Origin of the sequence: Mesorhizobium sp. M0983, assembly GCF_040318975.1 — a bacterium.
In the GTDB taxonomy this organism is placed as follows: Bacteria; Pseudomonadota; Alphaproteobacteria; order Rhizobiales; family Rhizobiaceae; genus Mesorhizobium.
The window spans coordinates 13,153-39,238 of record NZ_JAMYNH010000007.1 but is presented as its reverse complement, the minus strand read 5'-3'; the positions used below and the strand labels follow the sequence as shown (position 1 = coordinate 39,238).

Annotated in this window: 25 protein-coding genes; 15 read left to right on the top strand and 10 right to left on the bottom strand. The window is 61.5% G+C overall.

Translation table 11 applies throughout. The features are described from left to right. Window positions 1-52: 52 nt before the first annotated feature. The 5 genes from dnaA to NKH71_RS14935 all read right to left on the bottom strand — a co-directional run bounded on the left by dnaA (window position 53) and on the right by NKH71_RS14935 (window position 5,787). Entirely contained in the window at window positions 53-1,600 is a 1,548-nt protein-coding gene (gene dnaA, locus NKH71_RS14955) for a chromosomal replication initiator protein DnaA (protein ID WP_031194174.1), read from the bottom strand. Between the two features lie 838 nt (window positions 1,601-2,438). Beyond that, window positions 2,439-2,705 (bottom strand): 30S ribosomal protein S20, encoded by a 267-nt coding sequence (rpsT, locus tag NKH71_RS14950; RefSeq protein WP_023676922.1) that lies wholly within the window; start codon window positions 2,703-2,705, stop codon window positions 2,439-2,441. A gap of 160 nt (window positions 2,706-2,865) precedes the next feature. Then, window positions 2,866-3,639, bottom strand: coding sequence for an enoyl-CoA hydratase (locus tag NKH71_RS14945; RefSeq protein ID WP_023719544.1), 774 nt, complete (start codon window positions 3,637-3,639; stop codon window positions 2,866-2,868). A 23-nt stretch (window positions 3,640-3,662) separates the two neighbouring features. Continuing rightward, complete coding sequence (gene mutM, locus NKH71_RS14940; protein ID WP_023719543.1) at window positions 3,663-4,553, bottom strand: bifunctional DNA-formamidopyrimidine glycosylase/DNA-(apurinic or apyrimidinic site) lyase; 891 nt, start codon at window positions 4,551-4,553, stop codon at window positions 3,663-3,665. Continuing rightward, window positions 4,546-5,787 carry a phosphopentomutase gene (locus NKH71_RS14935; protein ID WP_352483230.1) on the bottom strand — a complete coding sequence of 414 codons (1,242 nt, stop codon included), beginning with the start codon at window positions 5,785-5,787 and terminating at the stop codon, window positions 4,546-4,548. The genes mutM and NKH71_RS14935 overlap by 8 nt, the downstream gene beginning before the upstream one ends. 159 nt (window positions 5,788-5,946) lie before the next feature. Here NKH71_RS14935 and NKH71_RS14930 point away from each other — a divergent pair, with 159 nt between their 5' ends. Next, complete coding sequence (locus NKH71_RS14930; protein WP_023719541.1) at window positions 5,947-6,873, top strand: phosphate/phosphite/phosphonate ABC transporter substrate-binding protein; 927 nt, start codon at window positions 5,947-5,949, stop codon at window positions 6,871-6,873. A gap of 28 nt (window positions 6,874-6,901) precedes the next feature. Here the strand turns inward: NKH71_RS14930 and NKH71_RS14925 are convergent, their stop codons facing one another. From NKH71_RS14925 to NKH71_RS14915, 3 genes are all read right to left on the bottom strand, one after another. After that, window positions 6,902-7,522 carry a TadE/TadG family type IV pilus assembly protein gene (locus NKH71_RS14925; RefSeq protein ID WP_023719540.1) on the bottom strand — a complete coding sequence of 207 codons (621 nt, stop codon included), beginning with the start codon at window positions 7,520-7,522 and terminating at the stop codon, window positions 6,902-6,904. Window positions 7,523-7,552: 30 nt separating this feature from the next. Next, window positions 7,553-8,113, bottom strand: coding sequence for a TadE/TadG family type IV pilus assembly protein (locus tag NKH71_RS14920; RefSeq protein WP_031194173.1), 561 nt, complete (start codon window positions 8,111-8,113; stop codon window positions 7,553-7,555). Between the two features lie 150 nt (window positions 8,114-8,263). Continuing rightward, window positions 8,264-8,686 carry a pilus assembly protein N-terminal domain-containing protein gene (locus NKH71_RS14915; protein WP_023719538.1) on the bottom strand — a complete coding sequence of 141 codons (423 nt, stop codon included), beginning with the start codon at window positions 8,684-8,686 and terminating at the stop codon, window positions 8,264-8,266. Window positions 8,687-9,031: 345 nt separating this feature from the next. Here NKH71_RS14915 and NKH71_RS14910 point away from each other — a divergent pair, with 345 nt between their 5' ends. From NKH71_RS14910 to NKH71_RS14870, 9 genes are all read left to right on the top strand, one after another. Beyond that, window positions 9,032-9,205, top strand: a complete 174-nt coding sequence (locus NKH71_RS14910) for a Flp family type IVb pilin (RefSeq protein ID WP_023719537.1) — start codon at window positions 9,032-9,034, stop codon at window positions 9,203-9,205. Between the two features lie 149 nt (window positions 9,206-9,354). Further along, window positions 9,355-9,873: an A24 family peptidase gene (locus NKH71_RS14905; RefSeq protein WP_023719536.1), complete on the top strand. Its 519-nt coding sequence runs from the start codon at window positions 9,355-9,357 to the stop codon at window positions 9,871-9,873. A 191-nt stretch (window positions 9,874-10,064) separates the two neighbouring features. Next, a complete protein-coding gene (cpaB, locus tag NKH71_RS14900; RefSeq protein ID WP_023719535.1) occupies window positions 10,065-10,880 on the top strand; it encodes a Flp pilus assembly protein CpaB in 816 nt (271 codons plus the stop codon). Beyond that, window positions 10,877-12,403 carry a type II and III secretion system protein family protein gene (locus NKH71_RS14895; RefSeq protein WP_023719534.1) on the top strand — a complete coding sequence of 509 codons (1,527 nt, stop codon included), beginning with the start codon at window positions 10,877-10,879 and terminating at the stop codon, window positions 12,401-12,403. Before cpaB ends, NKH71_RS14895 begins: the two co-directional genes overlap by 4 nt. Before the next feature lie 14 nt (window positions 12,404-12,417). Then, entirely contained in the window at window positions 12,418-13,152 is a 735-nt protein-coding gene (locus tag NKH71_RS14890; RefSeq protein WP_023719533.1) for a CpaD family pilus assembly protein, read from the top strand. Between the two features lie 54 nt (window positions 13,153-13,206). Beyond that, on the top strand, window positions 13,207-14,490 hold the full coding sequence (locus tag NKH71_RS14885; RefSeq protein ID WP_023719532.1) for a CpaE/TadZ family protein: 1,284 nt from the start codon (window positions 13,207-13,209) through the stop codon (window positions 14,488-14,490). 29 nt (window positions 14,491-14,519) lie between these two features. After that, entirely contained in the window at window positions 14,520-16,028 is a 1,509-nt protein-coding gene (locus NKH71_RS14880; protein WP_023719531.1) for a TadA family conjugal transfer-associated ATPase, read from the top strand. A gap of 29 nt (window positions 16,029-16,057) precedes the next feature. Then, window positions 16,058-17,071, top strand: a complete 1,014-nt coding sequence (locus NKH71_RS14875) for a type II secretion system F family protein (RefSeq protein WP_023719530.1) — start codon at window positions 16,058-16,060, stop codon at window positions 17,069-17,071. A gap of 11 nt (window positions 17,072-17,082) precedes the next feature. Further along, on the top strand, window positions 17,083-18,099 hold the full coding sequence (locus NKH71_RS14870; protein ID WP_352483228.1) for a type II secretion system F family protein: 1,017 nt from the start codon (window positions 17,083-17,085) through the stop codon (window positions 18,097-18,099). A gap of 116 nt (window positions 18,100-18,215) precedes the next feature. Here the strand turns inward: NKH71_RS14870 and NKH71_RS14865 are convergent, their stop codons facing one another. Beyond that, a complete protein-coding gene (locus NKH71_RS14865; RefSeq protein ID WP_352895160.1) occupies window positions 18,216-19,037 on the bottom strand; it encodes a tetratricopeptide repeat protein in 822 nt (273 codons plus the stop codon). Between the two features lie 122 nt (window positions 19,038-19,159). Between NKH71_RS14865 and NKH71_RS14860 the strand changes: the two genes are divergently transcribed. From NKH71_RS14860 to pdeM, 5 genes are all read left to right on the top strand, one after another. Then, complete coding sequence (locus NKH71_RS14860; RefSeq protein WP_023719527.1) at window positions 19,160-20,527, top strand: leucyl aminopeptidase family protein; 1,368 nt, start codon at window positions 19,160-19,162, stop codon at window positions 20,525-20,527. A gap of 69 nt (window positions 20,528-20,596) precedes the next feature. Next, entirely contained in the window at window positions 20,597-20,947 is a 351-nt protein-coding gene (locus NKH71_RS14855) for a MarR family winged helix-turn-helix transcriptional regulator (protein ID WP_023719526.1), read from the top strand. Between the two features lie 30 nt (window positions 20,948-20,977). Next, window positions 20,978-21,838 carry a C40 family peptidase gene (locus NKH71_RS14850; protein ID WP_352895143.1) on the top strand — a complete coding sequence of 287 codons (861 nt, stop codon included), beginning with the start codon at window positions 20,978-20,980 and terminating at the stop codon, window positions 21,836-21,838. A gap of 67 nt (window positions 21,839-21,905) precedes the next feature. Then, the gene (locus NKH71_RS14845) at window positions 21,906-24,428 is read left to right on the top strand and encodes a ligase-associated DNA damage response DEXH box helicase (RefSeq protein ID WP_023719524.1); all 2,523 of its coding nucleotides are present in this window, start codon (window positions 21,906-21,908) and stop codon (window positions 24,426-24,428) included. A gap of 14 nt (window positions 24,429-24,442) precedes the next feature. Beyond that, entirely contained in the window at window positions 24,443-25,141 is a 699-nt protein-coding gene (gene pdeM, locus NKH71_RS14840; RefSeq protein ID WP_502900371.1) for a ligase-associated DNA damage response endonuclease PdeM, read from the top strand. A gap of 6 nt (window positions 25,142-25,147) precedes the next feature. Here pdeM and NKH71_RS14835 read toward each other — a convergent pair whose 3' ends face one another. Next, complete coding sequence (locus NKH71_RS14835; RefSeq protein ID WP_023719522.1) at window positions 25,148-26,083, bottom strand: dimethyl sulfoxide reductase anchor subunit family protein; 936 nt, start codon at window positions 26,081-26,083, stop codon at window positions 25,148-25,150. Between the last annotated feature and the right edge of the window lie 3 nt (window positions 26,084-26,086).

Genomic DNA, 26,086 nt, shown 5'->3' with positions numbered 1-26,086 from the left:
GCTTTCTGGGGATAAAAAGGCCGAAGTCCGCGAGCCGGCGTTTTTCGCGCCGTCAGGCCTGGTCGTTGATCAGCCTTCTCAGCAATTCGAGTTCCTGCGCCAGTGTGTTGTCGACGCCTGAAAGATCCTCGATCTTGCGCACGGCATGCAGCACCGTCGTATGGTCACGGCCGCCGAAACGCCGCCCGATCTCCGGCAGCGAGCGCGGCGTCATCACCTTCGACAGGTACATGGCGACCTGCCGTGGCTTGACGATGGTGCGTGTGCGCCGGTTGGACAGAAGTTCAGTCTTCGACACGTTGTAATGGCGTGCGACGATGCGCTGAATGTCCTCGATACGCACCCGCTTCGGCTCGCCGGAACGATAGATGTGGCCAAGGATCTCGTCGATGCGGTCGATGGTGATCTGCGGTTCGAAGGATTGGCGAAACAAAAGCTGGTTGAAGGCACCTTCGAGCTCGCGCCCGCTGCCGGTCACCGTGCGGGCAACGTGATTGAGGATCTCTTCGGAAATATCGAGCGACACATCGTCGAGCTTGGCGGTGGCAAGCCTGAGCTTGAGCATACCGATGCGCATGGCGAAATCCGGGGCCGACATTTCCAGCGCGACGCCGCCGTTGAGGCGCGAGCGGACGCGCGGCTCCAGCGACTCCAATTCCGACGGCGGCCGGTCGGCAGCGACCACCACTTGCTTGGCGCTGTCGAGCAGCATGTTGATCAAATGGCAGAATTCATGCTGGATCGACTTGCCCTGCAGGAACTGCATGTCGTCGATGATGAGAAGGTCGATGTCGCGAAGCTGTTCTTTCAGCGTCAGTGCGTTGTTGTCGCGAATCGCGGTGGCGAACCGCCACATGAAATATTCAGCCGTCAGATAGACGACCCGCGATTTCGGGTTCTGCTTCAGCGATTCTGCGGCGATCGCCTGCAACAGATGCGTCTTGCCCAGCCCAACCGTCGCGTGAAGAAAGAGCGGATTGAAGCGCACCGCGCTCGACTGTGATTCCGCGACCGCCTTGGCAGCGGCAAAAGCCACTCGGTTCGATGGTCCCTCGATGAAGGAGGTGAAAGTGTAGCGTGGATCGAGCGGCGAACCGAGCACATTGTGCCGGAACTCTGTCTCTGCCGGCATTCCTGGGCGGGGTGCCGGGACCCGCTCGACCCTGCTGGGGCTCGCCGTGCCCGCAGAGAGAGCGGTTTGCGTCTGCCTGGTCATCTTGCGTGCCGGGGCCACTTCCGGCTCGACGCTGTTGCGGCCCTGGCGTGTGGCGGTGCGAACGACGATCTCGATCTTGAGGATCTCCGGATCCTCGTGCTTCCACAACTCGGCGATGAGATCGAGATAGTGGCCGTTGATCCATGAACGCAGGAATGCGGTTGGCACCGAGATGCGGACAATGCCCTTGGAGGATTCAGCGACCTTCATGCGCCCGAACCAGCTCGAATAGACCTCGGTTCCCAGACGCGCCTTCAGCTGGGCCTTGACCCGATCGAACTTCTGTTCAGCTTCATTGGAAGCCGCCATGTCGTTCCTTCCGATTAACGTTCCAGGAAATGGGAGGTCGCCCGTAAGCTCCCTTTCGATGCCGCCGCTCTGCATGATCGAGTTCCTTGTCTCTTGTACCTGTTTTCCGCCGGGGATGCGCCTCCTGCATCCATGTTTCCGGCGACCGTGTCTTCGCTGCGACACCATCGCCACCGCCGGCTGATGAATCGCCTCGTTATCGGTCCGGCGCCGAAGTGCCGATCCGCCTTGGTCATGTCAGGGCAATAAAATGCCGTCCGGCGAAAAACGCCGGCGCACCGTCGACCTGCCATGTACAATTACGCCAGTCCCCTACCGTATCAAAAAGACAAACCAACCCCGTCCGCGGAGTTGAATCCGCGTTGTGAACTCTGCCAATTTGAGCTGGCCGGTTTCAGGCTGGTCAAGGGCCAAGGGCCCGTCCCTTCGATGGACAGACATTACCGAAATCGCTGTGGATAGGGCAAGGCCACCCCTAACGGATTTTTAAGGAATCTGACTAGCAAGGGACGGTTCGGACGCCATGCCGCAACAGTTGATTTTGACAAAGCCATTGTGATTCAAACCCTTTTCCGGCGAATATGAAAAAGGCCACACAACGCGAAATTTTCTGAAATAATTCACTTGACAGCCAATTGTCGCCTATCGACCGCGGCCGATGTGAACAAGCTGTGGATCACCATCTGTAAACTGCTGAAAAGAAACGGTAATCTGTGACGCTCGGAAATTTTCGCATTGGCGGTTTCGAAGGCTGCGAATATCAGCGGGCATGTATATGCCGGCAAAGCATTTCGAACTTTGAAATGCACGCGGAGCGCCGTTTTGCGGGCTTTCTTTTAAGTACTTGCCGGCAAACGAAAAAACCCGGCGCGATCGGCCGGGTTTGAAGAAGCGCAGTTCAGGAAAAGGTATATTAGGCCGACAGCACCTTGACCCGTTGGGCCAGCCGCGACACCTTGCGCGATGCCGTGTTCTTGTGCACGACACCCTTGGTCGCGGCCCGCATCAATTCCGGCTCGGCCACCTTGAAGGCAGCCTGTGCGGCCGCCTTGTCGCCGGCCGCGAGCGCCTCTTCGACCTGGCGGATGTAGGTCCGGACGCGGGAGCGACGGTTCTTGTTGATCGCTGCGCGACGGGCGATCTTGCGCGTTGCCTTTTTGGCCGAGGAGGTATTGGCCATGGTGCCTCTCTTCTGATCTGGTGGGCGCTTGCGGGATACCGCGGGGCGCAAAAAACAAACGGGCAGCCACAGGGCCGCCTCGGTAGGTGCGGCTTATAGTTCAGCTTTTCCGGCGCGTCAACGCTGCGGCGCGTTCTTTTTGGCCGGTGCCTTCGTCATCTCATCGGTTCGTGAAATTCGGCTTCCGCTTGCCGGTGAAGGCCGCCATGCCTTCCTTCTGGTCGTCCAGCGCAAACAGCGAATGAAACAGCCGGCGCTCGAACCGCAGGCCCTCGGTGAGCGTCGTCTCATAGGCGCGGTTGACGGCCTCCTTCGCCATCATCACCGATGGCAAGGAAAAACCGGCGATCTTGGCCGCTGCCTTAAGCGCTTCCTCGATCAACTCGCCGGCTGGCACGACGCGCGAGACCAGGCCGGAACGCTCGGCCTCGGCTGCGTCCATCATTCGCCCCGTCAGGCACATATCCATCGCCTTCGACTTGCCGACGAAGCGGGTCAGGCGCTGCGATCCGCCCATGCCGGGCATGACACCCAGCGTGATCTCGGGTTGGCCAAACTTGGCGGTATCGGCGGCGATGATGAAATCGCACATCATCGCCAGTTCGCAGCCGCCGCCCAGAGCGTAGCCCGCCACCGCCGCGATGATCGGCTTTCGTGCCCGCGTAAATTCTTCCCAGCCGACGAAGAAATCCTGCAGATAGGCATCCACATAGGAGATCGACTGCATTTCCTTGATATCGGCACCTGCGGCGAAAGCCTTTTCCGAACCAGTGATGACCATAGCGCCGATGTCGGCATTTGCGCCCATGCTGTTCACCGACGCAACCAGTTCCGCCAGCACTTGTGAATTCAGCGCATTGAGCGCTTGCGGCCGGTTCAGCGTAATCAGCCCGACCTTGCCGCGGGTCTCGACGATGATGGTTTCATAGCCCATGCTTGCTCCTCCTCGCTTGTGTTTCAAGCCTGACAGGTCCGGCAGTGGAACGTTGAGCGACCGCTTTGCACGATACGCTCGATGTGTCCGCCACAACCAGGCTTGGAGCAGGCCTCGCCCTCGCGATCATAAACCGCGAAGGAATGCTGGAAGTAGCCCAGCGATCCATCGGTCTGCATATAATCGCGCAACGACGAGCCGCCGGCGGCGATCGCGTCGGCGACGACCGAGCGGATTGCTTCGGCCAGGCGTTCGCTCTGTTCTCTGGCTTTCTTGCCGGCTCTCGCGAGCGTGCCCGCTTTGCGCAGCGGTGACAGGCCGGCCCGCCAAAGCGCTTCCGAGACGTAGATATTGCCTAGCCCGGCGATCAGCCGTTGGTCGAGAAGTGCCGCCTTCAGCGGTGACTTGCGACCTTTCAGCAGCGAAGCGAGCAGAGCGCCGTCCAGTGCATTGCCTGTAGGCTCGACACCTAATCCCGCCAGCATCGGATGCATGTCTGGCTCGTCTTCCGAAAACAGCATGAACCCGAAGCGGCGCGGGTCGTTGAAGATCACGCGAGAGCGGACGCCGGCAGGTGATGTGATGTCGAAGACGACGTGATCGTGAGCGGTGTTTTTCGAACGTTCATAGTGGAACGCGCCGGGTGTTGCACTCTCGTCGGCCGTTTCGACGCGAAACGAACCCGACATGCCGAGATGGCAGATCAGCACCGGGCCGTTGTCCAGGTGCATCGTCAGATATTTGGCGCGGCGGCCGAGCGCTGCAATCGTCTTGCCGGTCAGCCGCTCCGAAAATCTCTCGGGGAATGGAAACCGCAAATCGGGCCGGCGTGCCTCGACACCGACGATGCGGGCACCTTCAAGGACCGGCTGCAGACCGCGCCTGACTGTCTCGACCTCCGGCAGCTCAGGCATGGCCGCTTATCGTGGCATGGAAGGAGGTGCCGTATGGGCCGGGCGCCAGCCCGAGATGTTCGGCCACGGTTTCGCCGATGTCGGCAAATGTCGTCCTCAGTCCAATGTCCGCGCCTTTGAAACCCGGCCGTGTGCCGATAACCGGAATACGCTCGCGTGTGTGGTCGGTGCCGCGCCACGTCGGATCGTTGCCGTGATCGGCGGTCAAAATGAGCAGATCGCCTGGCCTCAGCCGCGCGAATGCCTCCGGCAGGCGCCGGTCGAAAGCTTCGAGTGCGGCGGCATACCCCGCGACGTCGCGCCGATGTCCGAACTCGGTATCAAAGTCGACAAAGTTCGCGAAGACGAAGTCGCCGTCGCGGGCATCTTCCATGGCGCCAAGCGCTTTGTCGAACATCGCCATGTTGCCGGCAGCCTTGCGGACTTCCGAGATCCCCCGATGGGCGAAGATGTCGCCGATCTTGCCGATTGCGATAACCCGGCTGCCGCGCGCCGTCAGCCGGTCGAGCAGCGTCGGTTCCGGCGGCGGTACGGCATAGTCGCGACGATTATGCGTTCGCGCGAACGTGGCGGCGGTTTCACCGATAAACGGTCGTGCGATGACGCGCCCGATATTCAGCGGATCGACCAGCCCGCGCACTATCTTGCAGAAGTCGTAAAGCCGTTCCAGGCCGAAATGAACCTCATGCGCGGCGATCTGCAGGACGGAGTCGACCGAGGTGTAGCAAATCGGCTTGCCGGTGCGGATATGGTCTTCGCCGAACCGTTCGATGATCTCGGTGCCGGGGGCATGACAATTGCCGAGAATGCCGGGCACCTTCCCTTCACGCACCATTGCTTCGGTCAACTCGGCTGGAAAGGCGGGAATCGTGTCGGGGAAGTAACCCCAGTCGAAACGGACCGGCAGGCCGGCTATTTCCCAATGGCCCGATGGCGTGTCCTTGCCGCTCGAAACCTCCTGTGCCGCGCCGTGAAAGGCGGCGGCAAACTCGACGCTGCCGCCATTCTCGAACCTGAAACCCGTCGCCGTTGCCGCGGCATGGCCGAGGCCGAGCGATAGCATGTTTGGTACAAGAAGCGGTCCGCCACGCAGGCCTCCGCGATCGGCGCGGCCTTCCGCGCAGGCCTGCGCGATGTGTGCGAACGTGTTGGAGCCAGTGTCGCCATAGCGTTCGGCGTCGGCCGCGCCGCCGATGCCGAAGGAGTCAAGGACAAAAAGGGAGGCGCGTGCCATCAAAGGTTCATCATTGCCTGGGTGTTGACTCAGACATAGGGTTCCGCGCTGCCGTTGGCAATTCGGAAACCCGAACGGCACGGCTTGGCGTGCTGGTCCGGGAGAAACGAATCGCGGCATGGTCGATCTGCCGATCGAAATGCGCGGCATGGAGCTCGCATGAGGCCTGCCCTGAAAGCATTCGCTGCCGTACTGGCCTTGCTGCTGGATGCATCTTGCGCGAACCTGGCGCGTGCCGATTGGCGCGATGATATCGGAACGTTCCGTATCGGTATCGTCGCCGAGCCTGGCGCCGGCAACACCGTTCCAGGTCTGGCGCTGCTGACCGACGCCTATACCAAAGCGCTCGGCATGAAGGTGGAGTTTGTCGTTGCCCGCGACTATACGTCGTTGATCGAGGCGCAGGCCAATGCGCGGATCGAATATGCAATCTATTCGGCAACCGCCTACGCCGCCGCCTCCGAACGGTGCGGATGTGTCGAACCTCTCGCGGCGCCGCTCGATTCCGGCGGCGCCATCGGCATCCGCTCCGTACTGCTGACGCGCGACGGGAGGGTTCCCGATCTGATGGCCATGGCAGTCCATCGGGTCGTCATGGCGCCTTTCGACAGCGTCGGTGGTGCTTTGTTGCCGCTTGCCGGGCTGGCTGCAGACGGGGTCAACGTGGCGGAAGATGCGCCGTTTTTGACCCACGCCAATTCGGCTGCCGCAGCTGAAGCAATGCTGGTCGAGGGCGAGGCCGATGCCATATTCGGCTGGATCCCGGCTGTGGCAGAGGGACGGCCAAATCCTCCTGGCGGCACGGTGGCGAGGCTCGAGGCCGCAGGGCTCTCGAAATCGTCGCTTCAGGTCGTATGGACCTCAGGCCTGCTGAGGTATGGTCCGCACGCCGTCCGCAGCGATCTGGACCCCGAAGCCAAGCGCCGGCTCACCGTCTTTCTCACCAATCTCAGATCAGCCGCGCCGGACATTTACGATCTTCTGGAGCCGAGACACTCCGGCGGGTTCGCCGTTGCCGGTCCGAGGGATTATGTGCTGGCTGCGGCCATCGTGCACCTGGTCTCGGCCCGCGGCCGCACGCAATAGCTACAGCCCGGTTAGCGGGCTTCAGGCGTCAGCAATCGCTGCACGGAATGGTCGGGCTCCTTCGCGGCCGTAGATAATAAGTTTCCGCCATCGATATCGAATTGAAGGCCGAGCTCAACCCGAACCGGCTTTGGCCATCCGCCGACCAGGTGATGATTGGCTTGTAGGCGAGATCGCTTTCGACCCGAATGAGGAAAGTGCCTTTGATCTTGAGCGCGCTCGGGACCGTTGTGGCGGAATCCTTGATGGCGTCGACGCTAGAGACACCATCGACTACTTTGCGCGACCACACGACCAAGACTTTCGGCGTCGTCTCGTCCGTGACCTGTATCGCCGTAATGATGATCTTCGGTTTCGAACGATTATAGGGCTGAAGCGTGGAACTGCCGATCGCGATGATGGCATCGAGATCGGCCGCCTTGATGGTCTGCTGCTGCGTGACAAGGTCCGCTACCATGCTGCCGATGCGGCTGACCTTCTTGCTGGTCTCGATGGCTTGCGAGGCTTCCATGGTCATAAAGTACATGATCAACAGGACAGGCACGATGAGGGCAAACTCGACAGCCGCAATACCGCGGCGGTCCGAGCAAAGCCGGACTGCTCTTGTACAAATCTCTGCGATGCCCAGCTGTGCCCCCGCACGAATCATGGCTTTGCCCTTTTCAAGCGACTAGGTGGTTCAGTTGTCGAACGGCTCGTTCTGCCAAGTGATCGAAGCGAAATGCAGCGTTTTGCCGTCCTTCAGATTGGCCATCGACTTGGCCATGAAGTCGGTCATCACCGGCCATTTGTAAAAAACCCGCAGCATGTTTCTCGACTCTGCCAGGCCTGGTGCGACGGTGAAGGTCTGTGTGCTCGTGCCCTTGGTCAACACGACGTCGCCATCCTGGATCTTGAAACCGGCCAGCGCCGCATCGGCGAAGGTCGGATATTCGCGCAAATCCACCAGCAATCCGGGACAGGTCTTGGCGACCATGATCTCCAACTTGGTGCAGATCATATCCCGCAGCTTGGTCCCGGACACATCGGCCGGTCTTAATTGGCCGGTACGCAGTTGGCGCGCGATGTCGTCTGTGGCGTTTGCCATCACTTCTTGTGCGGCAAATGAAATACAGCTCTCCAGGATGGCGAAGACAAGAAGCGCGAATGGAATTGCAAGCATGGCGAATTCGATCGCCGTGCTTCCGCGTCGGTCGCCCAAAAACCTTCCGGGAAAACCTGCTCGTCCTGCCTTGCTCATGTCCTCTACCCGCCGATTCCAGTTCTGCATCGGATCCCACCATTAGTCGGAACCGATTGAAGTCCGGTTGGAATGACCGTTAAATTCGGCGGAAAGGCCTTAACCAGGCAATAACCGAAGCGTTCCCGCAAAGGTGGAGAAGTCGGCTAGCTAATGCCCGGCGCTCATCTCGGCCTCAGAGGCCTTCTCGGCATCGCTCTTGTACGAGCTTTCGCAATATGGCGCGCAGGACATGGTCTGTACTTCGGCACGCCGATAGATGCGCACCGACGACGCTGCCTGGCGCACGACCGTTATTTGCTCATCGACGATCGGGTTGCCCTCCTGATCGAGGACGACAAGATTGGTGACGCCAAATCCCTTGCCGGTCAGTACGATCGTCGATGCGTCCTGCACGGAGGCGTCAGCGATCGCCGGATTGCCGACGACAATCGTATCGGCGGCGCGCGACAATTTGACGATCTTTGCCTGGTTCATCGTGACCTCGATGCCGGCGCCTGCCTTGGCTGGAACGGCGAAAGCCGCTGCGGCAAGAACCACGGCAATTGGAAATGACGATCTCGGCCCGGCCATTGAGGCGCTCCCCGGCAACAAACTGTTCAACAGAACATGAACGAGATTGGTGAACCAACCGTTAAGCGGCTGGAGTTCAGGATTAAGCCGGAACCGGCATTGGGCTAGCAGGCACGGCTCAAACCTCTTTGCCGAATTGCGCCTTTTGCGCCCTTTGTTAGCCTGTGGACCCAGTGGCCGGTATTTTAGTCCTGGGTTAACTACGCAATGTCATCGAAGCGGGAAAGGAATCGGTAAGCCTGTTTATTAAGCCGATCGAAACAGCTTCCGCTTACATTCGCAGCATCCGATCAGCCATCAAGAGAAGTTGACGGAAGTGCTGTAACAATTGGAGTAGGAGCTCGAATGTCTAACCTCATCGCACGTTTTGTGAAGGACGAATCCGGCGCGACCGCTATCGAATACGGTCTGATCGCCGCCCTCATCGCGCTCGCCATCATGGTTGGCGCCGGCTCGCTCGGCAACGCGCTGAACGCCAAGTTCGACAAGATCGCCAGCAAGGTCAACGGCGTCAATTAAGCTACGCGGCCAGTCACTTTTCAAGAACAGGGGCCGCTCCGTTGCGGCCCCTGTTACATTATAGTAACAAAACACTTTGAAGTCTCATCAGTCGTTAATAGAATGTGCCTAGGTTAGGCCAGGTACAATTTGACCACAGGCGTTCGTCCATGCTTGAAGCCGTGATCTTCGTCGTCTTTCCGTTCTGCATGCTTTTTGCCGCGATCTCCGACATGCTGTCGATGACGATCGCCAATCGCGTGCCTGTGCTGCTTGTGGTTGTCTTCGCCTTGGTAGCGCCTTTGACCGGCATGGATTGGGCCACCTATGGCTGGCATTTCGCCGCCGCCGGCTTGGTTCTCGCGGTGACGTTCGGCCTGTTCGCGCTTGGCGGCATGGGCGGCGGCGACGCGAAGCTCCTGGCCGCCACTGCCATGTGGATGGGACTGAATGTCCATCTCATCGAATATCTCGTCGCCTCGACATTCATAGGCGGCTTGCTGACGCTTGCCATTCTCGCCTATCGAAAATCGCTGCTTGCCGCCGTCACAAGCCACAATCCGTTCCTGCGCCATTTCGCCGATGACGCGACCGGTGTTCCGTACGGCATTGCGCTTGGCATTGGCGGTCTGCTTACCTATCCGGACTCGCCGTTAATGGCCTGGGCTCTCGCCAGGCTGGCGGGCTGATTTGCGTTACTCCGTTTGCGCCGGGCCTGGCGAGTTGGCGACGTCTTTCCTTCGGGCCGCGCTTGGTCGCTCTAATTTATGTAAACGTTAAATTAATCACGATCGTAAGTATAACATTAACCTTGTTTTGACGATTGCCGCTGCAAAGTCCGGCTTGGCCAGGTGGTTTGCCAAGGGCGAGGTTCGGACAGATGCCAGCATCCCGATTGATTATTCTAGGCGTGGCGATAGCCGCGGCCGGAGGTGCAGGCTATGTCGCGAAGAACATGGTCGCGCCTCCGCCGCCTCCGGTTGTCGATTCCGGCCCCCAAGCGCCGGCGATCGCGCTGCAGGACGTGCTTGTCCTTTCCGGCGATGTTCCGATGGGCAGTCCGCTAGAGAACAACATTTCCTGGGAGTCATGGCCGTCCGCCGGCATCAACGCAAATTTCATCACCCGCGCCGCCGAGCCTGAAGCGCTGGATAAGCTGAAGGGCGGCGTCGCGCGCGTGGCGCTGTATGCCGGCGAGCCGTTGCGGCGCTCGAAGTTGATCGGTGAGGGGCAAAGCTTCATGTCGTCGATCCTGCCCTCCGGCATGCGGGCTGTCGCCACAAGCATCTCGGCCGACACTTCGGCCGGTGGCTTTATTCTTCCCAACGATTTCGTCGACGTCATCATGACCCGCAGAGCCGATACCGCCAATGGCGGTAGTCCGGGCTTCACGACCGAGACTATCCTCAAGAACATTCGCGTCCTGGCGATCGACCAGACCATTCAGGAGGATGAGGAAGGCAAGAAGACCAGGGTCGGCCAGACCGCCACCCTGGAACTGACGCCGCAGCAGTCCGAGATCATCACCGTCGCTCAGCAGATGGCGGATCGCCTGACATTGGCACTGCGCTCAATCAAGGACAGCCAGGACAAGAATGTGGGGGAGGCCGACTACCTGGTTTCCGGCAATGGTCGGCGCGGAACGGTGCGGTTGATCAAGTCGGGCGAAGTTTCCGAAGTGGGGGCGAGGAAATGAAGCTAAAAACCAAACTGCCGGTCACCTTGGCTGCGGCGATCGGCCTGTTTCTCCTTGGAACGAATGCGTATGGCACTCTCGATGCCCATGCGGCGAACAATGCCAGGGTCACAGCCTCGACGGCCACCCAGCGAGTGAAGCTCGGGCTTAACAAATCGGTGGTCATCGACCTGCCGAGCGATGCCTACGATATTCTCGTTGCCAACCCCGCGGTAGCCGATGCGGTGACCCGCACCGCCAGGCGCATCTATCTATTCGGAAAGGCGGTCGGCGAGACCAACATCTTCGTCTTTGGCCCGAATGGCGAACAGATCGTCAGCCTTGATCTGGCGGTCGAACGCGATGTTGCCGGGCTGGAGGACTATATCAAGCGCTTCATCCCGTCATCGGAGATCAAGGTCGAGTTGCTGAACGACAATGTCGTTCTGACCGGAACCGTTGACACTCCGCTGGACGCCAAGCGTGCGCAAGACCTGGCGGAGATCTTCGTCTCAGGCGGCGAAGCGACCACGGGTCAATATTCGCAGACCGCTGCCGGCGGCTCCGCCGATGCCGGCGTCGACATCAACAATCCGGACACCGAGCGCCGCGTCAGCAAGATCGTCAACCTGCTGCAGATTATCGGCGACGACCAGGTGACGCTCAAGGTGACGGTTGCCGAAGTCAGCCGCTCGGTGATGAAGCAGCTCGGCGTCAACATGATCGGCAGCGGCAGCAGCAACGGCATCAGCTGGAGCGCGTTAAGCGACAATTTCACCGGTTTAGGCAAGTCGCTGTCGAACTCGGGCCTCTCTATCAGCAGCTCGACGCTGCAGGCCTATATCAACGCCATGGAACAGTCCGGCGTCATGAAGACTCTCGCCGAGCCAACATTGACGGCCGTATCCGGCGAGAAGGCGACCTTCAAGGTCGGCGGTGAATATAACATGGTGACCGGCGTTTCCGAAGCCGTCTCCAACGATAACCAGACAGGTCTGAAAACCTATTCAGTCGAGAAGATCGAATATGGTATTGGCCTGGAATTTCAGCCGGTGGTGCTGTCTCCCGGCCGCATCAGCCTGAAAGTCAGGACGTCGGTCTCCGAGCCGACAACGGAAGGGTCAGTATCTTATTCCGAAGGCGTAAAAAGCCTTGGCATGAACGCCTTGTCGCTTCGCAAACGCTTGGCCGACACGACGGTGGAACTGCCTTCGGGCGGCTCGATGATGATTGCCGGGCTCGTCCGCGACGATGTCAGGCAAGCCGTCAACGGCTTGCCTGGCCTGACAAAGATTCCAGTGCTCGGCGCGCTCTTCCGCAGCAGGGATTTCGTTCGCAACGAGACCGAGCTCGTCATCATCATCACGCCCTATCTGGTGAAGCCGGTGGCGCGCAACGACCTTGCCAAGCCTGACGACAATTTCAACGCCGCCAGCGACGGGGCCGCCATGTTCCTTGGACGCGTCAACCGCGTCTACGGCACCATGCAGACCGACAAGCCCAACGGCCGTTATCACGGCGTTGTCGGCTTCATCTACAAGTAAGCGGGGAAGCGGACATGTCTCAGTCAGCATCGAAGACAAAGGCGATCACCGCGATGCGGTCGGTCCATTTGCGAATCTGGCGGCCCGCCGTTCCCATCATGGCGGTCGTGATGGCGGCATCACTGGCCGGCTGCGCCAATCGCGACAGCGTCACGGTCGGTGCCATACCGGACGACTATCGCACCACCCATCCGATCGTCATCGCCGAGAAGATCCAGAAGATCGACCTTCCGGTCGGCGCCGGCGACCGTGGCATGACCAGATTCCAGCGCGACACGCTCCTGGGCTTTCTGGACGGATACGACAGGAGCGCGGCTCCGGTGCTGACGATTGAGGTCCCGAGCGGCTCGGCTAACGAAATCGCAGCGGCCGCGGCCGGCCGCGATTTCGCCAGGCTTGCCATAGCCAGCGGCATCAGCCGGAAGCGGATCGCCGTGCGGTCCTATCAATCCGTTTCGGCCGAAGCGTCCGCCCCGGTCCGTGTCGCCTACGTCTCGGTGAAGGCTCAGACGGACAAATGCGGGCGCTGGCCGGAAGACCTTCTGGAGACTTCGGAAAACAAGCATTATGCCGATTTCGGCTGTTCGTACCAAAACAACCTTGCCGCCCAGATGGCCAATCCGGCCGATCTGATCGGGCCGCGCAAACAGACTCCCATCGACGCGGCAAATCGGAGCGCGGTGATCGACGTCTATCGCGACAGAGGAATTTCGGACGAACTCCTCGGCAATTCGGAAGTCGAATATTAACGAGTGTTGAGGCTCAACAGACCTAAGCCGCGCAAGTCACTGAAAGAGATGACAATGAGCAATCTTGCCTATGACACAGAGGTAGCAGGCGGCGAAACCTCGGAGCAGGATATTGCCGCGATGCAGGCGTTGCGGCCGATCCCGCGCATTTCGATCCAGGCGTTCTGCGAGACCGAAGGCGTAGCCAATCCGGTCGAGCGCGCTGGCGAGGATCGCCGTATGGCCAAGGCCCATCTGAAGGTGCATATGGGGGGCATCCCCACCGCTATCGAATTCTACCAGTCTGCGCCGACACCGAACCTGATCCTGCTTGAATCGCGCAGCGAGCCGAAGCTGTTGCTGGAACAACTCGCCCAGCTCTCCGAGCACTGCGATCCGACCTCCAAGGTGGTGGTTGTCGGCCATTACAACGATGTCGGCCTGTATCGCGAACTCATCCGTTCGGGCATTTCCGAATATGTCATCGCCCCGGTATCGATGGCCGACATCGTCAGCGTGGTGTCCTCGATCTTCGTTGATCCGGAAGCTGAGCCGATCGGCCGCTCGATTGCCTTCATCGGCGCCAAGGGCGGCGTCGGCTCCTCGACAATAGCCCATAATGTGGCTTGGGCCATGTCGTCCCTTTTCAAGTCCGAAGTGGTTGTCGCCGATCTCGACCTCGCCTTCGGAACGGCCAACATCAATTTCGACCAGGACCCGGCGCAGGGCATTGCCGAGGCGGTCTTCTCGCCGGAACGCGTCGACGAGGTCTATCTCGACCGGCTGCTCGCCCAATGCGCCGAGCACCTGTCGCTGCTTGCGGCACCTTCGACCCTGGAGCGGGTCTACGATTTCGAGCCCGACGCCTTCACCCAGCTTATCGACATAGCCCAGCGTAGCGCGCCGCTCCTCGTGCTCGATGTCCCCCATGTGTGGGCCGGCTGGACCAAGAACACGCTGGTCAAGGCCGACGAGATCGTTATCACGGCGACGCCCGAACTGGCCAATCTGCGAAACACAAAGAACCTGGTCGACATGCTGAAGCGGCTTCGTCCAAACGATCCTGCGCCAAAGCTTGTGATCAACCAGGCCGGTGTGCCGAAACGTCCCGAGATTACGCCGTCCGATTTCTCCGAATCGCTCGGCCTTTCGCCGATGTCGGTCATCCCGTTCGAGCCGCTTTTGTTCGGAAATGCCGCCAACAACGGACGTATGCTCGGTGAGATGGATGCCAAGAGCCCCGTCGTCGCCACGATCAACGAGATTGCCCATGTGCTGACGGGGCGCAGCGAAATCAAGGTGAAGAAAAAGGCTGGCCTCGGCAACCTGCTCGGCAAGCTTTCGCGCAACAAGAAGTGATGCCGCAGCGGTGGAATTGGTAAGCGATCATGTTTGGTAAAAGAGGCAGCGACGACGGCAACCGGACCATCCCGGAATTCCGTCAGCCAGCACCCGCACCTGCCGCGCCGGCGGCCGCGAACCCTGTGGAAGCGGCGGTAGCTGCCAGGCCCGGGGCGCTGCCGCCATCCGGCGCGCCTGCAGGGCCGGCGGTTCGCCGTGCGGTCGAGCCGCCGCCATTGGCGCCGGAGCCGAAAAGGATTCAGCGTGAGCGCAGCGAGAGCTATTACGACACCAAAAGCCAGGTCTTCTCCGCACTCATCGACACGATCGATCTGTCGCAGCTCGCCAAGCTCGATCCCGAAAGCGCGCGCGAGGAAATCCGCGACATCGTCAACGACATCATCGCGATCAAGAACTTCGCGATGTCCATCGCCGAGCAGGAAGAGCTTCTCGAGGATATCTGCAACGACGTCTTGGGCTACGGGCCGCTGGAGCCACTGCTTGCCCGCGACGATATTGCCGACATCATGGTCAATGGCTCCAAGAACGTCTACATCGAGGTCAACGGCAAGGTCGAGCAGACCGGCATCCGTTTCCGCGACAACCAGCAGCTCCTCAACATCTGCCAGCGTATCGTCAGCCAGGTTGGCCGCCGCGTCGATGAATCAAGCCCAATCTGCGATGCGCGTCTTCCTGATGGCTCCCGTGTCAACGTCATCGCACCGCCCCTGGCCATCGACGGCACCGCCCTTACCATCCGCAAGTTCAAGAAGGACAAGCTGACGCTCGACCAACTGGTCAAGTTCGGCTCGATTTCGCCGCAAGGCGCCGAGATTCTCAAGATCATCGGCCGCGTCCGTTGCAACATTGTCATTTCGGGCGGTACCGGCTCCGGCAAGACGACGCTGCTCAATTGCCTGACCAACTATATCGACCGCGAGGAACGCGTTATTACGTGCGAGGACTCGGCTGAGCTGCAATTGCAGCAGCCACATGTGGTGCGTCTCGAAACACGTCCGCCCAACCTTGAAGGTGAGGGCGAAGTGACCATGCGCGACCTGGTCAAGAACTGTCTGCGCATGCGGCCCGAGCGCATCATCGTCGGCGAGGTGCGTGGACCCGAAGTGTTCGACCTGTTGCAGGCGATGAACACCGGCCATGACGGCTCGATGGGAACGATCCACTCGAATAGCCCGCGCGAATGCCTCAACCGTATAGAGTCAATGATCGCCATGGGCGGCTACACGCTGCCGCAAAAAACCGTACGCGAAATTGTCGTCGGCTCCGTCGACGTGATCATACAGGCTGCACGCCTGCGCGACGGATCGCGGCGCATCACCCACATCACCGAGGTGATCGGCATGGAAGGCGACGTCATCATCACCCAGGACATCGTTCTCTATAACATCAAGGGCGAGGATGCGAACGGCAGGTTGCTGGGCGAGCACGTGTCGACCGGCATCGGCCGTCCGCATTTCTGGGAGCGCGCCCGCTACTATGGCGAGGAGCAGCGCCTAGCCGTTGCACTCGAGGCGATGGAGAAACGCGCTGACTGATCCGTCTGGAAGCGTGGGGGCCAGGGTCGATGTTCGGGATTGACAGCACCGTATTGGCATTCGTCGTGCTCGCCGGCTTCAGCGCCGGCGCAGTGGCCTATGCTTTCCTGTTCAATCGGATCAGCACCGAGAAGCAGGTCGGCAAGCGGCTTGAATCGATCAAGACCGCCGAGACGGATCGTTCCGTCGTCAAGGCTTCGCGCGATCGCGTGGCGGAAGCGGCCAAGCGTCGCAAATCCGTCCAGGATTCGCTGAAGGATCTCGACCAAAAGCAAAAGTCCAACCAGAGCCTGGTCAAGAAACCACCGCTGAAGATCCAAATCCGCCAGGCCGGCATGAAGGTCTCGATTGAGCGCTTCTATGTCTATTCGGCGGTCTGCGGCGTCGTCTTGACGGCTTTGGTCTATTTCATCGGCGCACCGCTGCTGGTCTTGCCGGCTGCGCTGCTGGTCGGTGTCTTGGGTCTGCCGCGCTGGTTCGTCTCGTTTCGCCGCGCACGCCGCGTCAAGGCGTTTCTCAACGAATTTCCGAACGCGCTCGACATCATCGTGCGTGCAGTAAAATCTGGCCTGCCGCTGAACGACGCCGTGCGCCTGATCGCCAATGAATCCCCCGAGCCGGTCAAGACCGAGTTCCGCCGCATCGTCGATTCGCAGCAAATGGGTTTGTCGATCCCCGACGCGGCCATGCGCATGCCCGAAACGATGCCGTGCACCGAGGCGAGCTTCTTCGGCATCGTCATCCAGATCCAGTCTCAGGCTGGCGGCAATCTTTCCGAAGCGCTGGGCAATCTTTCGCGCGTGCTTCGCGACCGCAAGAAAATGAAGGCCAAGGTCCAGGCGTTGTCTATGGAAGCCAAGGCATCCGCCGTGATCATCGGCGCGCTGCCTTTCGTCGTCGCCTTTCTCGTCTATCTGACGAGCCCGAACTACATCATGCCCCTCTTTACCACCAGCACCGGCCATCTGATCCTCGGTTGTTCCGGCGTCTGGATGTCGATGGGTATCCTGGTAATGCGCAAGATGATGAACTTCGAAGTCTAGGATTCGCGCGTATGACCGATCACGTCATCAGAACTCTCACCGACCCGTCCCTGCTGATCGCACTGCTGGTCGGCATCGCGGTGTTTGCGACGGTCTTCACGCTGCTGCCCGCCTTTGGCGGGAACCAGCTCAAGGCGCGCATGAAATCCGTGGCGCTGGAGCGCGATGAGCTGCGCGCCAAACAGCGCGCGCGGCTGGCAGTCGAAGCCGACCGCCGCCGCAAGGGCCTGCGCGAAGAGCAGTCGGTCGGCATGCGCAATATTGTCGATCGCCTGGATCTCAGGCGTGCGCTGGCGGACGAAGGTACCTTGCAGAAATTGAAAGTGGCGGGTTTTCGCGGCCAAAATCCGCTGACGCGCTTCCTTTTTTTCCGCCTCGTCCTGCCCTTCATCGGCTTTGCATTGGCGGCCATATATCTGTTCGTGCTTGGAGGACTGCCCGAGCAGCCGCTTTTCGTGAAGCTGTTCGTCTGCATCGTGGTTGCCTATGCCGGGTTCTACGCGCCGGTGCTCTACGTCAACAACCGTGCGACCAAGCGCAAGCAGTCGATTCAGATGGCGTGGCCGGACGCGCTCGACCTGTTGCTGATATGCGTCGAGTCCGGCATGTCGGTGGAAGCAGCGCTTCGCAAGGTCGCCGATGAGATCGGCGCGCAATCGGTGGCATTGGCGGAAGAATTCATCCTGACCAATGCCGAACTTTCCTATCTGCAGGAGCGCAAGCAGGCGTACGAGAACCTTGCAAGCCGCACTGGCCTCGAATCCGTCAGGTCGGTGTCCCAGGCGTTGGTTCAGGCCGAGCGCTACGGTACGCCCGTGGCGCATGCGCTGCGCGTGCTTGCCGCTGAGAGCCGCGACATGCGCATGAATGCCGCCGAGAAGAAGGCGGCCGCGCTGCCGCCGAAGCTTACCGTGCCGATGATCCTGTTCTTCCTGCCGGTGCTGTTCGCCATCATTCTGGGTCCCGCCGGCATCCAGGTGAGTCAGCGCGGCATCTTTGGCGACCAGCCGAAATCGAGCAGCCAGTAGCCCAAGCGGCGTCGCCACAAACGCTGCTACGATTCAAAGCCGCGCTGCCGGTGTCGCGCGGTTCCTTGCGTTTGACATGTTGCGGAATTCTCGCGCCGGTTCGGCGCTCGAAGCGGTCAGTTGGTGGCAGGCTTTGCCTTGTCCTGCTCCTTGAGCTGGCTCCAGGCATTCTGCTGCGCCAGCATCTGGCGAAGGTAAGCGACGTTGGCCTGCGCCTGTTCCGGCGACAGCTCTTGTGAGGCGATCTTCTCGGCCTCGTCGAAACGTCCTTGCAGACCGGCGACCAGCGCTAGGTTCTGGCGGACGCGACTGTCGGCATTCGGCTGCTGGGCGGCCGAGCGCATATAGGTTTCGGCCGTGCGCAAATCGCCTTCCAGCACGTACGACATGCCGAGATTGGAAAGGATCGACGGTTCGTTCGGCTTGAGGTCCAGCGCCTTGCGATAGTCTTGACGCGCCTCGTCCTTTTGGCCGAGCTGGTCGAGAATGGCAGCTTCCGCCGATACAAGTTTCCAGTCAGGATATTCGGGCGTCTGCGCGCGGCGCACGGCATCGAGAGCTGGCTCGAACTGTCCGTTGGCGGCAAGCGCCTTGCCATAGGCGGCGAGCACGTCGCGGTCCTTCGGCAAGGCAATCGCCAGCTTGCGCATCACCGCAAGCGACTGGTCGGCGTCACCGTCCATCTGCAGCGCCGCGGCATAGTTTGTCGCGATCCGCTTGTCGTTGGGGCTTTTCGAGTAGGACTGCCCGAGCGCCATCGTGGCGTTGTGCAGTTCGCCCGCCGACATTGTTTCCAGCGGCTTGCCGCTTGGGCGAGAAATCGAGCCAGTCGTCAATTTGCTGGTTCCGCAGCCAGCGACGCTTGCGGCAAGCACCATCATCAACGCCGTGGTGATCAGCCTATTTGCGCTGGCGTTCATCCTGCGGTCGGTCGGCATCGGCACCAGGGCTCCGTTCATGCGCGTGACCATTTGCGTGGTCATCTTCCCTCCCGCAGAAATATTCTGTTAACCCTAACGGAGAGTTAAGAAATGCCGACTCAGAAGCCGGAGACCAGCGAATGCCTGTTGAACTCGTCGAGAAAAAATTGAGCAATGCGCTGCCGGTCCATTTGGTGGCGAAGGATGCGCAGGCGGCGGCGGGCCTTGAGCCATCCTCAGTCGCCTGGGCCAAGGCCAACGGCTTTTCCGGCGAGGCCGGCAGGACGCTGGTTGTGCCTGGCGACAACGGTGCGATTGCCGGAGCCCTGTTCGGCACCGGCGACGACGAGGGTGCAATGGCCGTCGGGGCACTGGCGAGAGCCTTGCCCGAAGGCGAGTGGCGTCTTGCGTCCGCACCGGCCAAGCCGGAGCTTACGGCACTCGCGCTGGCACTCGGCGGCTATGTCTTCACCCGCTATGGCAAGAAGCCCGGCAGGACGCTTCGCTTCGCGCTGCCGTCCGGCGCCGACGCCGCTCGCGTCAGACGCATCGCCGATGGCGTTTTCCTGGCACGCGACCTGGTCAACACGCCGACCAGCGATATGGGTCCCGGCCAGCTGGAGAATGCCGCCCGGACCTTGGCCGCGACGCACAAGGCTGAAATATCGGTGACCAAGGGCGACGATCTTCTCGCCGCCAACTTTCCGATGATTCATGCCGTCGGTCGCGCTTCGGCCGACGCGCCGCGCCTGATCGACATGATTTGGGGGCCGAAGAATGCCCCCAAGATAACGCTGGTCGGCAAGGGCGTCTGCTTCGACACAGGCGGCCTCGACATCAAGCCGTCCTCGGGCATGCTTTTGATGAAGAAGGACATGGGCGGCGCTGCCAACGTGCTGGGCCTCGCTTCCATGATCATGGCCGCCAGGCTGAAGGTCCGGCTGCGCGTGCTCATCCCCGCTGTCGAGAATTCGATAGCCGGCAACGCCTTCCGTCCAGGCGATGTGCTGGTGAGCCGCAAAGGCATCACCGTCGAAATCGGCAACACCGACGCTGAAGGGCGGCTGGTCCTCGCCGACGCCTTAGCCTTGGCCGACGACGAGGAGCCGCAGATGCTGGTCGATATGGCAACACTGACAGGCGCTGCCCGTGTTGCGCTCGGCCCCGACCTGCCGCCCTTCTACACCGGTGACGAGGCGCTTGCATCCGAGCTGGCGGACGCCTCCGTTGCGGTCGAGGATCCGCTATGGCGCATGCCGTTGTGGAAGCCCTATGACGCCAAGCTGGCGTCGAAAATTGCCGATATCAACAACGTCACGTCGGATGGTCTCGCCGGCTCGATCACCGCGGCGCTATTCCTGAAGCGCTTCGTCCAAAAGACCGCCAGCTGGGCGCATTTCGACATCTTCGCCTGGAACCCGTCGGACCGCCCGCACGGCCTTGCCGGCGGCGAGGCGCAAGGCATCCGGGCGCTGGAGCGTGTCATTTCGAACCGCTTCGGCGGATGATGTCTCGGCATAGCCGACGAAGGTGTTGACTGAAACGGAACCGAAACAATTTTCCGTCATGCTGGACGGATGTCGATTATCATGCGTCCAAGTCAGGCCTTGCGACTGTGGCAGCAGGTGGTGCTGTCGCAGGTGCGCGACGACGCACCCGATCTCACCATGCGCCAGACGGCGATCCTGTTCACCATCTATCTCGATCCGCCGCCGCACACGGTGCGCGGTCTGGCTGCCCGCCTCAATGTCACCAAGCCGGTGATCACCCGTGCGCTCGACACGATGGGGGCGCTGAAGTTGGTGTCGCGCCACCGCGACGAGCTCGACAAGCGCAACGTGCTGGTCAGGCGCACAGTCGAAGGTGCGCTCTTTGTCGAACGCTTCGGCGATGTTATCATTGCCAGAGCCCAAGAGCTGCCGATTTGACCAAATTGTCCATTTGAACGAGTTGCCGATTTGACCGCCAGGGATGCCCGCCTCCATGCCTTCCGCTCCGATCTCGCCGATGCCAGGCTGAGAGGCGAGGTCGCCGCCGACCGGTTCGTCGCCGGCCGGCCGGCTCGCATCACCGCTTCCGTGGCCGACATCCGCAAGGCGCCACGGCCGAATGCCGGTGTCAACACACAGCTTCTGTTCGGCGATGACATTCTCGTCTTCGAGGACGCAGAAGGCTGGGCCTGGATCCAGGGCGAATGCGACGGCTATGTCGGCTATGTCGCCGACACGGCGTTGGGCGCTCGGGACCATGCGCCGACCCATATCGTTTCGGTGCCGCGCACCTTTCTCTATCCAGGACCCGACTTGCGCTTTCCGGTGAGCGGGCAATTGTCGATGGGATCATTGGTGACGGTGACGGGCTCAGCCGAAACACGCGGCACGCATTATGCGCTGTTGCCGTCCGGTCAAGCGGTCATCTCGGGTCATCTCAGGCCTGTCGCCGAGGCGGCCGCCGACTACGTTGCTGTTGCCGAGAGCTTTCTCGGCACGCCTTATTTGCGGGGCGGCGCCTCGGGCTTCGGCATCGACTGTTCCGGTCTCGTGCAATTGGCGATGGGCATGGCCGGCAGGCAGGTGCTGCGCGATTCCGACATGCAGGCGGCAACCATCGGCGAGCCGCTCGTTCCGGGGCCGGACTTTTCCGGGCTTCAGCGCGGCGACCTGGTGTTCTGGAAAGGCCACGTCGCTATCATGACCGACGCCGAGACGATAATCCACGCCAATGGCCACACCATGCTGGTATCGCGTGAAGGACTGAGCGAAGCGATCGCCCGTATCGGCTATCTCTATGGCGGTCCGACGGGGTTTCGCCGGCCGTAACGCGAATCGATCACCTTTTGTTCTGATTCTGCTTGGCGATCGCGCGCCGCCGCGCTACCTCTGACGCGTGACAGAGCAGCTGCGCCTTGCCGAACAGAAAGCCGCCGTCGTCCTGCCCGAGCCATTCGTCAAATGGTTTGCGGAAAAAGGCTGGTCGCCGCGCGCCCATCAGATCGAATTGCTGGCCAAGGCTCAGGGCGGGCAGTCGGTATTGCTGATCGCCCCGACCGGCGCCGGCAAGACGCTGGCCGGGTTCTTGCCATCGCTGACCGAACTGGCCGGCCGGCCAAGGAGAAGGCCAGGGCAGGCGCATCGCGGCATCCACACGCTGTACATCTCGCCGTTGAAGGCGCTGGCCGTCGACATCGAGCGCAATCTCGGCAAACCCGTCGAAGAGATCGGGCTGCCGGTTACTGTCGAGACGCGCACCGGCGATACGCCCGCACACAAGCGCCAGCGGCAGAAGCTGGCGCCGCCCGACATTCTGCTGACCACGCCCGAGCAATTGGCGCTGCTGATTGCCGCGGCCGACGCCAGGCGCTTCTTCGAGGACCTGCGCTATGTCGTACTCGACGAACTGCATTCGCTGGTGACCTCGAAGCGTGGGCACCTCCTGTCGCTTGGCCTGGCCCGGCTGCGCTCGTTTGTGCCCGCCCTGCAGATGATCGGCCTGTCGGCGACGGTCGCCGAGCCCGACGAATTGCGGCGCTGGCTGGTCAGCCAGAATCCACCGGGGCCGATGGCCGAACTGATCGTCGTCATTGGCGGCGCCAAGCCCGAGATCTCCATTCTCGATTCGGAGGAGCGCGTGCCGTGGGCGGGACATTCGGCCCGCTACGCAACGCCGGAGATCTACAACGAGATCAAGCGCCACAAGACAACCCTGCTGTTCGTCAACACGCGCAGCCAGGCGGAGCTGCTGTTCCAAGAGTTGTGGCGGGTCAACGAGGACACCTTGCCGATCGCGCTACACCATGGCTCGCTCGACGTCGCCCAGCGCCGGCGCGTCGAGAAAGCGATGGGCGAGAACGCCTTGCGTGCCATCGTCGCCACCTCGACGCTCGACCTCGGCATCGACTGGGGCGACGTCGACCTGGTCGTCCATGTCGGCGCGCCGAAAGGTGCCAGCCGGCTGGCACAGCGCATCGGTCGGGCCAACCACCGTATGGACGAGCCGTCGAAGGCGATCCTGATCCCGGCCAATCGCTTCGAGGTGCTGGAATGCAGGGCGGCGCTCGACGCCAATTATCTGGGCGCCCAGGATACGCCGCCGCTGGTCAATGGCGGGCTCGACGTGCTGGCGCAGCACGTGCTGGGCTGCGCCTGCGGTGCGCCGTTCCAGGCCGATGCGCTGTTCGAGGAAGTGCGAACGGCAGCACCCTATGCCGATCTCGACCGGCCGACATTCGATCGCGTCATCGATTTCGTCGCCACCGGCGGCTATGCGCTGAAGAACTACGAACGCTACGCCCGTATTCGTCTCAACAAGGACGGGCTGTGGCGGGTGTCCAATCCTCGCGTCGCTCAGCAATACCGGCTGAATGTCGGCACCATCATTGAAGTGCCGGCGCTCAACGTGCGCTACGTCCAGGCCGGCAGCAGAGGCGCGGCTTCGCGTGGCGGTCGGGTTCTTGGCAAGATCGAGGAGGCGTTCCTCGAAACGCTGACGCACGGCGACACCTTCATGTTCGCCGGCAAGGTGCTGCGCTTCGAGGGCATCCGCGAGAGTGAGTGCTTCGTCTCGAACGCGCCGGGCAGCGACGCCAAGGTGCCGTACTATGGCGGCGGCAAATTCCCACTTTCGACGTACCTAGCCGAACAGGTGCGCGCCATGCTGGACGATCCGCAGCGCTGGAAGAAGCTGCCGGAGCAGGTCGCCGACTGGCTACGTTTCCAGGCCGACAAGTCGGTGCTGCCGAAACGCGACGATCTGCTGATCGAGACCTTTCCGCGCGGCAACCGCTACTACCTGGTGGCCTATCCGTTCGAGGGCAGGCTGGCGCACCAGACGCTGGGCATGCTGCTGACCCGCCGCCTCGACAGGGCGGGAGCCAGGCCGCTCGGCTTCGTCGCCACCGATTATGCGCTTGCCATATGGTCGCTGGCCGATATGGGTCACATGTTCAGGGCGAAGAAACCGTCGCTGGCTGCGCTCTTCGATCAAGATATGCTGGGCGACGACCTCGAAGCCTGGCTCGCCGGCAGCTGGCTGTTGAAGCGCACCTTTCGCAATTGCGCGCTGATCTCGGGATTGATCGAGAAACGCCACCCGGGCCAGGAGAAGAGCGGCCGCCAGGTGACCGTGTCGACCGACCTCATCTACGACGTGCTGCGCAGCCATGAGCCCGACCACATCCTTTTGCAGGCGACGCGGGCCGATGCCGCGACCGGTCTGCTGGATGTCAGCAGACTTGCCGAGATGCTCTCGCGCGTCCAGGGTCGAATCATGCATAAGAATCTCGAGCAGATATCGCCGCTCGCCGTGCCGATCATGCTTGAGATCGGCAAGATGCCGGTGCACGGCGAGGCCGATGAGACGCTGCTGATGGATGCAGCCACGCTGGTCGAGGAGGCCATGGGGACGAAATGACTGTGGCGCTGGCAATGGCTGCGACTCTGGCGGATACGGGCGCCGTCCGTATCGCTGGCGAACGCGCGATCTGCGACCGCCGCGGCGTGCTCTATTTTCCCGAATTCCGGCTTCTGGCCGTATCCGACCTGCATCTGGAAAAAGGCTCCTCACTGGCCAGGCGCGGCACGCTGGTTCCGCCTTACGATACCGGCGCCACGCTGCTCCGGCTGCAGACGGTGATTGCCGATTATCAGCCTGCGATAGTCATCAGCCTGGGCGACAGTTTTCACGATGGCGGCGGCGCCGCGCGCATGCACGCAAGCTTTCGCGAAAGGCTGGAAGGGCTGATGGTTGGGCGCGACTGGTTCTGGGTCGCCGGCAATCATGACCCGAAAGCACCGGCCGACCTGCCGGGCGACACCGTGCGCGAGCTGGCCATCGGCTCTCTGCTCTTCCGGCACGAGCCTTCGGCGGTAAGGGTGGAGGGCGAGATATCAGGCCATCTGCATCCTTGCGCCCGCATCGTCCAGCAAGGCCGTTCGGTGCGGCGGCGCTGCTTTGCCGGCGATGGCGGCCGCATGATCATGCCGGCCTTCGGCGCCTACACCGGTTCGCTCAATCTCCTTGACCGCGCCTATGCCGGGCTGTTCCGCCGCGAAACGCTGATGGCCTATATGCTTGGCACTGAGCGCATCTTCGCGATTTCCCACTCGATGCTCAGGCCGGGCTGAGCTGCCCTATCGTCCGTAATAGAGGGTAACAGTGTGCTTGGCCTCGGCGAAGAACAGCCAGCGCTCCACCAGCATGCCGGCGAGTTGGGCGATTGCGGAGAGTATCGACGAAGCCGCCGCAAAGGGCCACGGCAAGGCAAACGCCGCAATCAGCAGCAAAGCGGGCAAGGCAAAGGCCAGAGCCTGGGTGATCAGCCGCAGCTTTGCGCTGTGCTTGCGTGCGATGCGAAAGCCCATTTCCTTGAGCAGATAGTTTTCCTCGGTATGCGGCCATTCCATCGACCGCACCGTGCCGCCGGAAAGCCCGGTTGCGGTGTTGGCATTGGTCGGGATCTCCAGCCTATCATTGTATCGCCAGGTCGCCAGCTTCAAACCCCAGCCAAGCGCGGTCAGCAACAGGGCAGCCGCCAGAAGCATATTCGAGCCTGCCGCAAATCCCTGCAGCAGGGCGTTGAGCAGTACGCTGCCGGTCATCGCCGAAAAGATCAGATAGCCGGGCAGGGTGAAGCGGCTGTGCCATTGGGCGATCGGCTTCAACGACGCGTAGATCATGCCGGTGGTGCAGACGGTTGCGACCGCGCCGATGGCAGCGAGCAGCCCGGCGACAGCCACCCAGCCGCTCGTACGGCCGAGGACCACCCAGCCAATACCGAACAGTCCCGCCGGCACGAAGGTGGCGACCGAGGCAACGCCTTCGCGCGACAGCCATGAGCTACGCCATTGCGAGAAGGCACGCCAGGCGCGTTCGGGCCGGCCGAGATGGCCGGCCGAGGACAGCAGGCCTGCCGAGATCAGGCCGAGCGACAGCCCCATGCCGGTGAGGCCAAGCCAGAAATCGGGCGGGATAAAGCCCTGTCCGGCCAACACGCCAAGCAGCGCGAGCAGGCCGTAACCGGCGCCCGTGGCGGTGGTGAAAAAGACGACGGAGAAGGCTGGATGCATGAA

Bases quoted from the DNA above. Each gene is read 5' to 3' on its own strand.
- dnaA (WP_031194174.1), bottom strand. From the start codon at position 1,600: ATGCAGAGCGGCGGCATCGAAAGGGAGCTTACGGGCGACCTCCCATTT.
- rpsT (WP_023676922.1), bottom strand. From the start codon at position 2,705: ATGGCCAATACCTCCTCGGCCAAAAAGGCAACGCGCAAGATCGCCCGT.
- NKH71_RS14945 (WP_023719544.1), bottom strand. From the start codon at position 3,639: ATGGGCTATGAAACCATCATCGTCGAGACCCGCGGCAAGGTCGGGCTG.
- mutM (WP_023719543.1), bottom strand. From the start codon at position 4,553: ATGCCTGAGCTGCCGGAGGTCGAGACAGTCAGGCGCGGTCTGCAGCCG.
- NKH71_RS14935 (WP_352483230.1), bottom strand. From the start codon at position 5,787: ATGGCACGCGCCTCCCTTTTTGTCCTTGACTCCTTCGGCATCGGCGGC.
- NKH71_RS14930 (WP_023719541.1), top strand. From the start codon at position 5,947: ATGAGGCCTGCCCTGAAAGCATTCGCTGCCGTACTGGCCTTGCTGCTG.
- NKH71_RS14925 (WP_023719540.1), bottom strand. From the start codon at position 7,522: ATGATTCGTGCGGGGGCACAGCTGGGCATCGCAGAGATTTGTACAAGA.
- NKH71_RS14920 (WP_031194173.1), bottom strand. From the start codon at position 8,113: ATGAGCAAGGCAGGACGAGCAGGTTTTCCCGGAAGGTTTTTGGGCGAC.
- NKH71_RS14915 (WP_023719538.1), bottom strand. From the start codon at position 8,686: ATGGCCGGGCCGAGATCGTCATTTCCAATTGCCGTGGTTCTTGCCGCA.
- NKH71_RS14910 (WP_023719537.1), top strand. From the start codon at position 9,032: ATGTCTAACCTCATCGCACGTTTTGTGAAGGACGAATCCGGCGCGACC.
- NKH71_RS14905 (WP_023719536.1), top strand. From the start codon at position 9,355: ATGCTTGAAGCCGTGATCTTCGTCGTCTTTCCGTTCTGCATGCTTTTT.
- cpaB (WP_023719535.1), top strand. From the start codon at position 10,065: ATGCCAGCATCCCGATTGATTATTCTAGGCGTGGCGATAGCCGCGGCC.
- NKH71_RS14895 (WP_023719534.1), top strand. From the start codon at position 10,877: ATGAAGCTAAAAACCAAACTGCCGGTCACCTTGGCTGCGGCGATCGGC.
- NKH71_RS14890 (WP_023719533.1), top strand. From the start codon at position 12,418: ATGTCTCAGTCAGCATCGAAGACAAAGGCGATCACCGCGATGCGGTCG.
- NKH71_RS14885 (WP_023719532.1), top strand. From the start codon at position 13,207: ATGAGCAATCTTGCCTATGACACAGAGGTAGCAGGCGGCGAAACCTCG.
- NKH71_RS14880 (WP_023719531.1), top strand. From the start codon at position 14,520: ATGTTTGGTAAAAGAGGCAGCGACGACGGCAACCGGACCATCCCGGAA.
- NKH71_RS14875 (WP_023719530.1), top strand. From the start codon at position 16,058: ATGTTCGGGATTGACAGCACCGTATTGGCATTCGTCGTGCTCGCCGGC.
- NKH71_RS14870 (WP_352483228.1), top strand. From the start codon at position 17,083: ATGACCGATCACGTCATCAGAACTCTCACCGACCCGTCCCTGCTGATC.
- NKH71_RS14865 (WP_352895160.1), bottom strand. From the start codon at position 19,037: ATGCCGACCGACCGCAGGATGAACGCCAGCGCAAATAGGCTGATCACC.
- NKH71_RS14860 (WP_023719527.1), top strand. From the start codon at position 19,160: ATGCCTGTTGAACTCGTCGAGAAAAAATTGAGCAATGCGCTGCCGGTC.
- NKH71_RS14855 (WP_023719526.1), top strand. From the start codon at position 20,597: ATGTCGATTATCATGCGTCCAAGTCAGGCCTTGCGACTGTGGCAGCAG.
- pdeM (WP_502900371.1), top strand. From the start codon at position 24,443: ATGGCTGCGACTCTGGCGGATACGGGCGCCGTCCGTATCGCTGGCGAA.
- NKH71_RS14835 (WP_023719522.1), bottom strand. From the start codon at position 26,083: ATGCATCCAGCCTTCTCCGTCGTCTTTTTCACCACCGCCACGGGCGCC.